The sequence below is a fragment of the Thermochromatium tepidum ATCC 43061 genome (assembly GCF_009664085.1).
GTDB classification, from domain to species: Bacteria; Pseudomonadota; Gammaproteobacteria; order Chromatiales; family Chromatiaceae; genus Thermochromatium; species Thermochromatium tepidum.
Map to the genome: position 1 here is coordinate 1,394,613 of NZ_CP039268.1, position 12,685 is coordinate 1,407,297.

The 12,685-nt window shown below is 62.1% G+C and carries 11 protein-coding genes and 2 tRNA genes; 6 read left to right on the forward strand and 7 right to left on the reverse strand.

Going from position 1 to position 12,685, the window contains the following annotated elements; genetic code table 11:
• Window positions 1-98: 98 nt before the first annotated feature.
• Window positions 99-1,934, reverse strand: a complete 1,836-nt coding sequence (locus E6P07_RS06400; protein ID WP_153974844.1) for a PhoX family protein — start codon at window positions 1,932-1,934, stop codon at window positions 99-101.
• 201 nt (window positions 1,935-2,135) lie between these two features.
• On the opposite strand from E6P07_RS06400, the gene E6P07_RS06405 reads away from it, so the two are divergent.
• Together E6P07_RS06405 and E6P07_RS06410 are read left to right on the forward strand one after the other, a co-directional pair.
• Window positions 2,136-2,315: a hypothetical protein gene (locus E6P07_RS06405; protein ID WP_425505151.1), complete on the forward strand. Its 180-nt coding sequence runs from the start codon at window positions 2,136-2,138 to the stop codon at window positions 2,313-2,315.
• 12 nt (window positions 2,316-2,327) lie between these two features.
• Window positions 2,328-2,960: an SCO family protein gene (locus tag E6P07_RS06410; RefSeq protein ID WP_153974845.1), complete on the forward strand. Its 633-nt coding sequence runs from the start codon at window positions 2,328-2,330 to the stop codon at window positions 2,958-2,960.
• Window positions 2,961-3,106: 146 nt separating this feature from the next.
• Here E6P07_RS06410 and proB read toward each other — a convergent pair whose 3' ends face one another.
• From proB to rplU, 4 genes are all read right to left on the reverse strand, one after another.
• The gene (proB, locus tag E6P07_RS06415) at window positions 3,107-4,231 is read right to left on the reverse strand and encodes a glutamate 5-kinase (RefSeq protein WP_153974846.1); all 1,125 of its coding nucleotides are present in this window, start codon (window positions 4,229-4,231) and stop codon (window positions 3,107-3,109) included.
• Window positions 4,232-4,271: 40 nt separating this feature from the next.
• A complete protein-coding gene (gene cgtA / locus E6P07_RS06420) occupies window positions 4,272-5,381 on the reverse strand; it encodes an Obg family GTPase CgtA (protein ID WP_153974847.1) in 1,110 nt (369 codons plus the stop codon).
• A gap of 395 nt (window positions 5,382-5,776) precedes the next feature.
• Window positions 5,777-6,034: a 50S ribosomal protein L27 gene (rpmA, locus tag E6P07_RS06425; RefSeq protein ID WP_153974848.1), complete on the reverse strand. Its 258-nt coding sequence runs from the start codon at window positions 6,032-6,034 to the stop codon at window positions 5,777-5,779.
• A 13-nt stretch (window positions 6,035-6,047) separates the two neighbouring features.
• The gene (rplU, locus tag E6P07_RS06430; protein ID WP_153974849.1) at window positions 6,048-6,362 is read right to left on the reverse strand and encodes a 50S ribosomal protein L21; all 315 of its coding nucleotides are present in this window, start codon (window positions 6,360-6,362) and stop codon (window positions 6,048-6,050) included.
• A 260-nt stretch (window positions 6,363-6,622) separates the two neighbouring features.
• On the opposite strand from rplU, the gene E6P07_RS06435 reads away from it, so the two are divergent.
• The 4 genes from E6P07_RS06435 (at window position 6,623) to E6P07_RS06450 (ending at window position 11,093) form a co-directional block, all read left to right on the forward strand.
• Window positions 6,623-7,591 carry a polyprenyl synthetase family protein gene (locus E6P07_RS06435; RefSeq protein ID WP_153974850.1) on the forward strand — a complete coding sequence of 323 codons (969 nt, stop codon included), beginning with the start codon at window positions 6,623-6,625 and terminating at the stop codon, window positions 7,589-7,591.
• 16 nt (window positions 7,592-7,607) lie between these two features.
• Window positions 7,608-7,684: transfer RNA gene (locus E6P07_RS06440), tRNA-Pro, on the forward strand.
• A 100-nt stretch (window positions 7,685-7,784) separates the two neighbouring features.
• Window positions 7,785-8,873: an FAD:protein FMN transferase gene (locus E6P07_RS06445; RefSeq protein ID WP_153974851.1), complete on the forward strand. Its 1,089-nt coding sequence runs from the start codon at window positions 7,785-7,787 to the stop codon at window positions 8,871-8,873.
• Between the two features lie 180 nt (window positions 8,874-9,053).
• Window positions 9,054-11,093 (forward strand): sodium-translocating pyrophosphatase, encoded by a 2,040-nt coding sequence (locus tag E6P07_RS06450; protein ID WP_153974852.1) that lies wholly within the window; start codon window positions 9,054-9,056, stop codon window positions 11,091-11,093.
• 167 nt (window positions 11,094-11,260) lie between these two features.
• On the opposite strand, the gene E6P07_RS06455 is transcribed toward E6P07_RS06450, so the two are convergent.
• Together E6P07_RS06455 and E6P07_RS06460 are read right to left on the reverse strand one after the other, a co-directional pair.
• Window positions 11,261-11,336, reverse strand: a tRNA-Asn gene (locus E6P07_RS06455).
• Between the two features lie 41 nt (window positions 11,337-11,377).
• Window positions 11,378-12,568 (reverse strand): pyridoxal phosphate-dependent aminotransferase, encoded by a 1,191-nt coding sequence (locus E6P07_RS06460; RefSeq protein WP_153976162.1) that lies wholly within the window; start codon window positions 12,566-12,568, stop codon window positions 11,378-11,380.
• Window positions 12,569-12,685 lie beyond the last annotated feature (117 nt).

A 12,685-nucleotide genomic window follows, 5' to 3' on the forward strand; every position in this document is an offset into this window, starting at 1 on the left:
GAGGCAGAGGGCGAAAGCCCCCCTCCTCGCCTCGGACCGGCACGCGACCGATCCGAGGCGACCTGGGGAAGCCCCCCGACTTCAAATGCGAGCGGAGCTCACTTGTTCATGGCCGGGAAGACGAAGTAACCGGTGTAGCCCATGAGCTGCCCGGGTTCTTCGAGCTTGTCGGAATCCGACTCGCCATAGGGATGCTGGACGACCGACATCAGGTAGGCAAAGCCATTGATGTTGGGATAGAAGTAGGGTGAGGTGGTCTCAGAACCATAGGGTGTGGTCTGGATCCGGGTGAGCTGGCCTGAGGTCAGGTTGTACGCCCAGATCATGTCATTCTGATGGCCGGCCCCCGTGTCCTCGCCAATGAGGAGGGTATCATAGCCCGGCATATAGGTGATGTTGTCCGGGTTGGCAATGCCATTGAGATCGCACTTGTTGACCCCGTCATAGTCGGGCGACTCGGCACTGGCGCCATAATCCATGGTCAGCGGTTTGCCAGCGACGACCTGGAACATGTCCACGGCGGTGAAGTTCCCATCCAAGTGCAGCCCATAGACCGCGCCGCAGACATTGGCCTGACTCAGCCGGATGTGGTTTGGGCCACCGAGGTCATACTTGTCATAGGTTCCTTGGGCTCGACCGGCGCGGCTGTAGTCGAGCATGCCGCGATCGACCTCGGACATCGCCAGATAGAGTCGATTGCGATCCGGGTCATAGGTGATGCCCTCCATCTTGCGGAACTCGGTTGTGCCGCCCTGCATCGCCGCCCAACGGCGTGTCTCCAGGCGCGAGGCGATGTTTTCATCCATCCAGTTGATGTTGCCGTCCTGGTTGATGTCACGCAGCCTGAGACACTGATGACTACCGTCGTCATGCCCGGCGTTGATCGAGGTAAAGCCCTCAGGACAGCTCGGCTTGGCACCCTTGACCGCCGCGACCGGTTTGGCCTCGTCGAAGATGTCGGCGAAGCGATAGCGCTCGATCCAATCGCGGACCTCGTCGTTCGTGGTCCAACCGAGATAGACCCAGTTGAGCTTGGCCAGACCGGAACCTCGCGCATCCTTTTGATTCCACTGGGCGACCCAGAGCGCGCCCGCGCTCAGATCGCCTGGCCGGCTGGCGACGAAGCGGTAGAGACCGACGTTGGTCCCATCATCGGACAGATAGACGGTCTTGCCATCGGGCATCACATAACCGAGCTCGAGCGCGATGCGGCCCATGGCATAGTGCTTCTCGACCCGGACCGAGTCGAAGTTGTCGACTCGGACCTCGATCGGCCAGCCATAGTTATAGGGGTTCATCACCGCCCCAGCCTCCGCCGGCGTGGCATCAAAATAGGCCGCCATGGCGGCGTTGTAGTCGCTGATGGTGCCATCGCGCCACTGCTTGGCGTCCGGCTCATATTCTTCTGAACCCAGATGAGTGCCCCAGGGGGTGACGCTGCCGGCACAATGGACCCAGCCGCCCTTCAGAGACGAGAAATCGAGCGGGCGGGTGCGCAGCGCGGTCAGGTGTCCGTTGTTCGGATCCTGGGCAAGCTCGGTCAGATACATAGCACCCGGGCGCGACTCGAAGTGCGAGACCATGTAGAGCTTTCCATCGCTACCGTGCAGCAGCGAGGAGAAATCGTTGTCGTTGGAGATATAGGGCGAGCCGTCTTCGGCGAACAGCGGCTGGCCGTGGATGTCATAGAGCTGACCGAAACGGAATCCGTTCGGATCCAAGGCGCCGGTCTGGCCGGAACGCAGGATGAGGTTGTAGCCGAGATTGACCGTCACCCCATCGACGACCGCCTGGGGCGAGGTCAGGATCGCGCGCTTCTCGGCGTCCGTATGTGGGATCGGTGCCTCGCTAAAACTGATGGTGCCGGCAAAAGCCGATGCACCGCATCCAAACGCTAGAATCGTCGCTACCGTCTGTTTAACTAAAGACTCCATGTTGTGCTCCACGGGTTCGGAGTTGGGAAGGCTTGGACCTTATGAGCGCCAAAAGCATAGAGAGGTTTGATGACGCTTGGATGTCCATTGCGTGACGAATCCATGAGTCACCGGTCTAGACCCTTGGATCGAGCCTCCCATAAAGACCCACCAATCACTGTATGCCCCTTGATCAGTCGAAAATTCTTTGGGAGACCCTCCATGCCCATTGGCCACTTTAATCCTCCCGCTCGCACGCTCAAGGGGTCGGGGCCTGCCGATGTCCATCGGCGTGTGCGTTCTGCCCTGGCCTGCCCGACCATCGGTCATCTCGATCCGGCCTTTGTCGGAGGGATGGACGAGGTGGCGGCGGCGCGCGACTTGCCCGATCGTTCGGCTTGAGGGCTGCGCGGCGTGTTCGTGCGCAATCGCCATCATTTCGGCGTACGTCTGGTCTTGGCGATCGGGGCGATGGCGCTCTTCGTCCTTGGCTATCAGTGGGGCAATCAGTACAGATTCGGCTCCACCGCGCCCCCCGAGATCCGGGGCGTCCTGATCCAGCCGCCGGGCGAGATCCCGGAGTTCGGCCTGCGCGACCCATTCGGGCGGTCGGTCGGACGCGCGGATCTGGTCGGCAGCTGGACCCTGCTGGCGTTTGGGGATCTCGCCGAGGCCACGGGGCAGCGTGCCGCGCAACGCCTGATCGAGACCCGCAACCGGCTCTCTGATCGACCCGAGCTGATCGAGAGGCTCCAGTTGATACTGGTCCAGACCAGCGAGCGGTTGGAGCTGGCACGCGACTTCGCCCGTCTCTCGCCAGTGTTACGACCGCTTGCCGGGCCGCCCGAGTCGATCGCGCCACTGCATGAAGGACTGGGGTTGGTAAGCGGGGTTGGACCCATGCTGTTCGTGATCGGTCCCGACGCGCGGCTACGCGCCATCCTGCCCGAGACCGAGAGCGGCGCCGCCATGGCCGAAGATGTCAAGGCGTTGATGGCGAGTGATCGGATCAGCGTTTCAGCATCTCCATCACTACCGCGGCCATGAGCTTGGACTTTGCGAGGCTGAGTTTGACCGGCGCTGGGGTCGAGCGCGGTTTGGCGGCTGGCGGGTGTTGACTTCAGGTGCTGAGTGGTGGGATGAGCAGCTGGGTTGGTCTTCGGCAGAGCACGTCCAGGATTTATGTCCGTCGGTCAGGTCAAGACCAGATTGTCGCGATGGATCAGTTCCTCGTCGTCGAGATAGCCGAGGATCTGTTCAAAATGGGCCGAGGGATGACCAAGGATGCGCTTGGCCTCGTCGGCGTCATAGTTGACCAGTCCGCGCGCGATTTCGCGCCCGGCCTCGTCGATACAGATCACGACCTCGCCACGGTTGAAGCGCCCCTGTACCGCCTTCACGCCCACCGCCAACAGACTGGTGCCCTTCTCGCGCAGCGCCCGTACAGCGCCCTCGTCCAGTACCAGCCGACCACGTGCCTGGAGATGACCGGCCAGCCACTGCTTGCGTGCTGCCTGTGCCTCTTGGTCGGGGATCAGCAGCGTGCCGACAGATTCACCTGCACCGATACGGTTCAAGACCTGCTCGCTTCGCCCAGGCGCGATGATGGTCGGCGTCCCCGAGCGCGCCGCTAGACGGGCGGCGCGTACCTTGGTGACCATGCCGCCGGTGCCGAGCCCGGTGACGCTGCCGCCGGCGACCTGATCGAGCAGCGGATCACTGACCCAGGTCTCTGAGATCAGCTTGGCGTTGGGATTGTGGCGCGGATCCTGGTCGAAAAGCCCGTCCTGATCGGTGAGCAGGATCAGTAGATCGGCCTCGATCAGATTGGCGACCAGTGCGGCCAGGGTGTCGTTGTCGCCGAAGCGCAGTTCGTCGGTCGCGACTGTGTCGTTTTCGTTGATGACCGGGATCACACCGAGCTTGAGCAGCGTGCGCAATGTGCTCCGGGCATTGAGATAGCGCGAGCGATTGGATAGATCATCGCGCGTCAGCAGGACCTGGGCGGTGTGGAGCCCGCGTGCCTGAAAGCAATCCTCATAGGCCCGCACCAGACCCATCTGACCGATGGCCGCGGCCGCTTGCAGCTCGTGCAGGGCCTTGGGCCGCTGGCGCCAACCCAAGCGGGCCATCCCCTCGGCCACGGCGCCGGAGGAGACCAGCACGATCTCGTGGCCGGCCTGGCGGCGTGTGCTCATCTGCTCGACCCAGGGGGCCAGCCTGGCGCGTTCCAGGCCCTGGCCGTCGCGCGTCAGAAGCGCGCTGCCGATCTTGACCACCCAACGCCGCGTCTCTGGAATCCTGTCTCGCGAGATCATGCTGCACCGCGTTCAGCCTTTGAAGTTGTCATATTGGGTTTCAGTCCAGCGGATGCCAGTCGCCGATTGCCGCGGTGTCGAATCCGTCCCATTCGGACAGCTCCAGCGCTGACTGGAGTGAGGTGGGCTCAGACCCCGTCTTGAGTGCCTCCAGGCGATGCATCAGATCTTTGACGAGCGTCTCGGTCCCGGCACCGGTGAGCGCCGAGACGCTATAAACCGGACCACGCCAATCGAGCCGTGCGACGATCTCAGCGCGTCGCGCTTCATGGTCTTCCGGTTCGAGAAGATCCATCTTGTTGAGCACCAGCCAGCGTTCTTTGTCTAGCAACCCGGCACCGAAGGCCGCCAGCTCGGCCTCAATCTTGCGCACCTGATCGACTGGATCCTGGCGCGCATCGAGCGGGGCGACATCGACCAGGTGCAGCAGCAGGCGCGTGCGTGACAGATGCTTCAGGAAGTGAAGCCCCAGCCCTGCCCCTTCGGCCGCCCCCTCGATCACACCTGGGATATCGGCGATCACGAAACTGCGCCGCGCCCCGACCCGCACCACACCCAGATTCGGATAGAGCGTGGTGAAGGGATAGTCGGCGACCTTGGGTCGAGCACTGGAGACCTGGCGGATCAACGACGACTTACCCGCATTCGGGAAACCGAGCAACCCTACATCGGCCAGCAGGATCAGCTCGAGAAACAGATCACGCCGCTCGCCCGGTGTACCTGGCTTAGACTGACGCGGCGCCCGGTTGGTACTCGATTTGTAACGTGCATTACCGATGCCGTGAAAACCGCCCTGCGCCACCAGCAGCCGCTGCCCAGGCTCGAGCAGTTCGCCGATCAGCTCCCTGGTCGCCCGATCGAAGACGCGGGTACCGACCGGAACCGGAACCAGCAGATCTCGCCCACTGCGTCCGGTCATGTGTCTGCCCTTGCCGTTTTCACCGCGCTCGGCGCGATGCCTGCGCAGATAGCGAAAATCGACCAGGGTGTTGATGTTGTTGTCGGCGATCAGATAGACGCTGCCGCCGTCGCCGCCATCACCGCCGTCCGGCCCCCCCTTGGGGAGGTACTTCTCACGGCGAAAGCTCACACAGCCGTCCCCACCATCGCCGGCCTCGACCCAAATCACGGCCTCGTCGACGAATTTCATAGACCCTCCGCAAGGAAACCCGCGACTTGAGCCGCGGGAGGAATTGCGGGCGCGCGAAGTGCGCCATGTGGTGTATAATGCACCGCAAGTGTGGTCTCCGGGCGCACGCAGACTGCAACGCCAGTCGAAACCTGGCCCGGATTGGCAGTGGAGCCCCGCTGCCAAGGGCGGCTGTAAACACGCCCAATGTTGGGGATGCGGTCAACCATGTTTGCTGCGTCTTACAATAAAGCCTTCGACTTCAGTCGAGGGTTGTTTACCGTGTTGATCTCGAAAAAGAAAAAGCCTCGCCCATGGGACGAGGCTTCGCAAGCGGCGCGCACAGCCCGATCGAGACAGGCCGCAAGGGCCCTTAAAGGGCTGTTGCGGCAGGCCGCGCACCGATGCGAGTGCGCTCAGGCGTTCTCAACGATGACGAACTTGCGGTTCTTCGGACCCTTGGTCACGAATTTCACCACACCGTCGGTTAGCGCAAACAGGGTATGATCCCTACCGCAACCGACATTGACGCCGTTGTGGAAGCGGGTGCCGCGCTGACGCACGATGATGCCGCCTGCACGGATCCGTTGGCCGCCGAAGACCTTGACGCCCAGTCGCTTGGATTCGGAATCGCGGCCGTTGCGCGAACTGCCGCCTGCCTTTTTGTGTGCCATGGATGCTGACTCCTCAGCCGGCGTTGATACCGGTGATCTTGACCGCCGTAAACCACTGACGATGGCCTTGGCGCTTCATATAATGCTTGCGACGACGGAACTTGATAATCCTGACCTTTTTGGCGCGACCGTGCGACTCGACGGTCGCCGTCACCTTGACGCCGGCCAGATAGGGCTTGCCGACCTTGACATCCTCGCCATCGGCCACCATCAAGACCTGTTCGAAATCGATACTGTCGCCGGCCTCGGCGGTCAGTTTTTCGATCTTGACCGTGTCACCTTCGGAAACCCGGTATTGTTTGCCACCGGTTTGAATGACCGCGTACATCTTTTGAAGATCCCCAGCTGTTCGGATAGGGCCGACCCTAGACGTCGGAACCAAAGTGCCCAATCTAATCAAAAAATTCCCCTTTGGTCAACGCCGGAATCGGATCATGGTCTGCAACTGTCTAAATGTCGGCCGGCCATCGACCGGAGTCGCCAAATTGCGTACCCTTCACCAAGCTGACGGGTGGGATGCCTGGCTTGACAGTCCTTCATCCGCGCCCCTAGCATCCGCCGCCATTCCACGATAGATCCTAGACACGCATGGACCTTTCCAGGATTCGACAACCCGTCGCCGAGGACGCCAAGGCCGTCGACGCCTTGATCCTGCGTCGACTCCAATCCGACGTGGTGCTGATCAATCAGATCGGGCATTACATCGTCAACAGCGGCGGCAAGCGGCTGCGTCCGCTCTCGGTGCTACTCGCCGCACGCGCCTGCGGCTATACCGGTGAGCGCCATATCGATCTCGCAGCCATCGTGGAGTTCATCCACACCTCGACCCTGCTGCACGACGACGTGGTCGACGGCTCACAACTGCGGCGTAATCGCGAGACCGCCAACGTGGTCTGGGGCAACGACGCCAGCGTCCTGGTCGGCGATTTCCTCTACTCGCGCTCGTTCGAGATGATGGTCGAGGTTGGCAGCATGCGGGTGATGGAAGTGCTGGCGCACGCGACCAACCGCATCGCCGAGGGTGAGGTCTTGCAATTGCTCAACGAACGCGATCCGGACACGGACGAGGCGCGCTACATGGAGGTCATCCGCCGCAAGACCGCAACCCTGTTCGAGGCCGGCACCCGGCTCGGTGCCGTGCTTGCCGAGTCGCCGCCCGAGATCGAGGACGCCATCGGCGAATACGGACTCTGTCTCGGCATCGCCTTCCAGCTTGTAGACGACGCGCTCGACTACAGCCTTGACAATGCCGAGCTGGGCAAGAACGTCGGCGACGACCTCGATGAGGGCAAGCCGACCCTGCCGATCATCCGCGCCATGCAGGTTGGGGCTCCCGAGCAGCGCGCCCTGCTGCGCGAGGCCATCGTGCATGGTGGACGCGATCGCATCGAGTCCGTCACGGCGGCGATTGCGTCCACCGACGCAATCGACTACACTATTCAGCTTGCACAGTCATACGCGGCACGGGCCAAGCAGGCACTCAAACCCCTAACGGCCTCGCCCGCGTGCGACGCACTCATCATGCTGGCGGATTTTGCCGTCGCACGCACGTATTGATGGCGTCAATCATCCACGGGGTGTAGCTCAGCTTGGTAGAGCGCTGTCTTCGGGAGGCAGAAGTCGCAGGTTCAAATCCTGTCACCCCGACCAAATTTCCTAAAGATACAATCAACCGGCCTTGGCCGGTTTTTTTATTTGTGTCTTCGTCAATAACGCCTTCCATCGTATCTCGGTCGTCGAGGAGAGCCTGATGCGCTTTCATCATCCACCCCGTCGGAACCCCGACCCAGGGCTTGGGCTTGCCGCCCAGGCGGCATTGGGCATCATCTGGCTGGTCGCCCTGAGCGGTTGTGCCGAACGCGCTGATCCCATGATCGATCTATCCGGCCCGACCATGGGTACCTATTACTCGGTCAAGATTGCCCGCCCACCAGTCGGGTTGAGTGCCGAGACCCTGGAGCCTGAGTTGACCCGAATACTCGCTGAAGTCAGCGCCGAGATCTCAACCTATGATCCGAACTCAGAACTGTCACGCCTCAACGCCAATCCCAGCACCGACTGGATCCCGGTCTCCGAGCATCTGCTTACCGTCATGGCCGAGGGTCAACGCCTCGCGGATCTGACCAATGGGGTCTATGACGTGACCATCGGTCCGCTAGTCAATCTCTGGGGCTTCGGTCCCGAGCCTCGCTCCGACCACCTGCCTACCGAGGCTGAGATCCAGGCCGCGCGCGAACGGATCGGCTATCAAAAGCTCGAGCTGCGCGATGCGCCGCCTGCCGTGCGCAAGGCACGCGGCGATCTCTACATCGACCTCTCCTCACTCGGCGAGGGCTATGGCGTTGACCGAATCGCCGAGTGGCTGGAGTCGCGCGGCGTCACGGATTACATGGTCGCCATCGCCGGCACAATCCGCGCCAAGGGATTTAACGCCAAGGGCCAACCCTGGGCCATCGCCATTGAACAACCCCTGCCCGAACGCCGTGCCGTGCATCGTGTCATCGCGGTTTCGGACCGCGCGATCTCGACCTCGGGCGACTATCGCAACTTCTTCGAGAAGGACGGTAAGCGCTACTCGCACGAAATCGACCCCATGACCGGCACCCCGGTCGATCGCCAACTCGGCTCGGTCACCGTGATCGGCGATGTCGGAATGATCGTGGATGGCCTGGCCACAGCGCTCATGGTTCTGGGTGAGAAACGCGGCCCGGCGCTGGCCGAGATCCAGGGAATCGCGGCCTATTTCATCCTGCGCGAGGGCGAGACGTTCCGGGGGATCGCGTCGAGCGCGTTCCAGACCTATCTGGACGCCGCCGCTGCAACGCCTACCGAGCATTGACAAAATAAAGACGAGCCTAGACACCGCCCGAGCGGAACAGGGCAAATTCTTTGTGTTAAAGTTCCGTGCCGTTTTTTGGCGGCATATCGGTTCGTCCGCTGCCTTATTTCAGACGTTGCGATTGCCGCCACCCTTGATCGGCCCACTCCAACGCTATAACCCATAAACGGGGGGATACGTATGTCGACAGACTTTGTTCTTTGGCTCGCCATCGGCTCTGGGGGCCTGGCCATCGCCTTCGGCCTTGCGGTCGTGGCCTGGATCACATCCCAGTCCGCCGGTTCCGAACGGATGCAGGAAATCGCCGCTGCCGTCCAGACCGGCGCGCGCGCCTATCTCAATCGTCAGTACACCACCATCGGTCTAGTAGGAGCAGGACTCTTCATCGTGCTCTGGCTGCTCCTTGGTCTGGCTACGGCGGGTGGGTTCGCCATCGGTGCCATCCTCTCGGGCCTGGCCGGCTATATCGGCATGAACGTATCGGTGCGCGCCAATGTCCGGACCGCCCAAGCCGCCACCAATGGCCTCGAATCGGCCTTGGCCATCGCCTTCCGTGGCGGTGCCGTGACAGGGATGCTGGTAGTTGGTCTAGGGCTACTGGGTGTCGCCGGCTACTTCCTATATCTGGGCGCCGATGAGTCTGCGCTGCATGCCCTGGTGGGACTGGCATTCGGCGGTTCCTTGATCTCTATCTTCGCCCGCCTCGGCGGCGGTATCTTTACCAAGGGTGCGGACGTCGGCGCCGACCTAGTCGGCAAGGTCGAGGCCGGCATCCCGGAGGACGATCCACGCAACCCGGCAGTGATCGCCGATAACGTCGGCGACAACGTCGGCGACTGCGCCGGCATGGCCGCCGACCTATTCGAGACCTATGCGGTCACCATCATCGCGACCATGGTCTTGGGGGGACTGATGTTCAAGGGGGCCGATGGCAGCCTGGCCATGAACTATGTCACCTATCCCCTGGCACTGGGTGCCGCCTCCATCATCGCCTCACTGATCGGGGCCTTCTTCGTCAAGGCCAACGAGGGCGGCAAGATCATGCATGCACTCTATCGCGGTATGGCGGTCGCCGGGGGGCTGGCCTTCATCTTCTTCGCCATCATCACCGCCCTGGTCATGGGCTGGTCGCAGTTCCTGCCGCTGTTATTCTGCGCCCTGATCGGCCTGGGTCTGACGGCCGCGCTCATGTTCATCACCGAGTACTACACGGCGACCGAATACCCGCCGGTCCAGTCGGTGGCCGCCGCCTCGCAGACAGGACATGCCACCAACATCATCGCTGGCCTTGCGGTCTCGATGAAGTCCACCGCCCTGCCGGTGCTTGCGGTCTGTACCGCCATCTGGGCCGCGTATCTGGCCGCCGGACTCTATGGCATCGCCATCGCTGCCACCGCCATGCTGTCGATGGCCGGGATGGTGGTCGCACTCGACGCCTATGGTCCGATCACTGACAACGCCGGCGGCATCGCCGAGATGTCGGGCCTGCCCAGCGAGGTGCGCAAGATCACCGATGCACTGGATGCGGTCGGCAACACCACCAAGGCCGTGACCAAGGGCTATGCTATCGGTTCAGCGGGTCTGGCGGCCCTGGTACTCTTCGCCGACTACACCCATAACCTGGAGGTCGCCGGCAAGATCCAGCAGTTCGCGCTCGCGGATCCGGCGGTCATCATCGGACTCTTCATCGGCGGTCTGGTACCCTATCTGTTCGGCGCCATGGCGATGGAGGCGGTCGGGCGCGCCGCAGGTTCAGTGGTCATCGAGGTGCGTCGCCAGTTCAGCGAGATCAAGGGCCTCATGGAGGGTACGGCCAAGCCGGACTATTCGCGCGCCGTGGATCTGCTGACCCGGGCGGCGATCAAGGAGATGGTCGTGCCCTCGCTCTTGCCGATCCTGGTACCGATCGCCGTCGCTATCGGTATCAACATCCTGATGGGCGATGGCGCCGGGATCCGCGCGCTCGGTGGGATGCTGATCGGGACCATCGTCACCGGTCTGTTCGTCGCCATCTCGATGTGCACCGGCGGCGGGGCCTGGGACAACGCCAAGAAGTACATCGAAGAGGGCAACTTTGGCGGCAAGGGCTCTGAGCCCCACAAGGCCGCAGTCACGGGCGACACCGTCGGCGACCCTTACAAGGACACCGCCGGCCCGGCCATCAACCCGCTGATCAAGATCATCAACATCGTGGCGCTGCTCCTGGTGCCCCTGCTCTGATCGCAACCCAGCCCCTGTAAAACGAGGCGCGGCCTGGGCCGCGCCCCGACCTTGGGCCTCTAGTGTGGCTTTGGAGGCAAGTATCCGGAAATGCACCGGATCGAGTGATTTTGAGGCATAAAAAATCCCCGCATCTTTTGGATACGGGGATTTTCAATGCTTATGTTTGGCTCCCTGGGACGGGCTCGAACCGCCGACCTAGTGATTAACAGTCACCCGCTCTACCGACTGAGCTACCAGGGAATGGTATGAGCTCTTTATAGTGCGGTACATACCGACCGGCGTCAAGCGTTTTTTACCGCCTGCTCGATTCGATCCAGCGCCCGCTCCAGGACCTCGCGGCTGGTGGCGATCGACAGCCGCAGATATCCACCCAACCCGAACGCCGAACCGGGCACCACAGCAACGCCCGCCTTCTCGATCAGAAACTCGGCGAGTTCCAGATCGTTGTGAACCCCCTCCAGACGCTCGATCAACGCTTGCACCTTCGGGAACACATAGAAAGTTCCATCGGTCGGCAGACACTCGATGCCCGGGATCCTGTTGAGCCGATCGACCACCAAGTCATGCCGTTCCATGAACGCCTTGACCATCATCCCGATACAGTCCTGCGGGCCTTCCAGCGCAGCCTGGGCCGCCACCTGGGAGATCGAGGTCGGGTTGGAGGTGCTCTGCGACTGGACCTTGGACATCGCCTTGATGATGGGCGCCGGTCCGCCTGCATAGCCGATCCGCCAGCCCGTCATCGCATAGGCCTTGGATACGCCGTTGAGTACCAGGGTCCGCGGCACCAGATCCGGGCAGGCATTGAGGATGTTGACGAAGGGCGCCGAACTCCAACGGATATGCTCATACATGTCGTCGGTCGCGATGATCACCTTTGGGAAATCACGCAACACCTCACCCAGCGCCTCCAGCTCTTCACGGCTATACATCATCCCGGTCGGATTGGATGGGCTATTGATGACCACCAGCCGGGTCTTGTCGTTCATCGACCCCTTGAGCTGGGCCGGTGTGATCTTGAACGACTGCGCCGCACCCGCCTGGATGAACACAGGCGCGCCACCAGCCAGCAACACCATGTCTGGATAAGACACCCAATAGGGTGCCGGGATCACGACCTCGTCACCCGGATCGAGCAGTGCCTGGGCTAGATTGAAGAAACTCTGCTTGCCGCCACAGGAGACCAGGATCTGCTCCGGTGTGTAGTCCAAACCATTCTCGCGCTTGAATTTGGCGACGATGGCACGCTTGAGCTCTGGCGTACCATCGACGGCGGTGTATTTGGTAAAACCGGACTCGATGGCGTGGACGGCTGCGGCCTTGATGTGCTCGGGGGTATCAAAGTCCGGCTCCCCGACCCCGAGCCCGATCACATCGCGACCCTCGGCACGCAGTGCGGCGGCGCGGGCAGTGATGGCAAGGGTCGGAGAGGGTTTGACGGATTGGACACGGGCAGCGAGCTTGATGGTCATGGAGCAGAATACCTGGATGGCGCTGATGGCTGGATTCGTGATTGAGGACTCACAATAATAACGAATCCCAGGCTGTCCGACACGCGAATCGAGCGCCGCACCCGCCCCGAGGTTTCC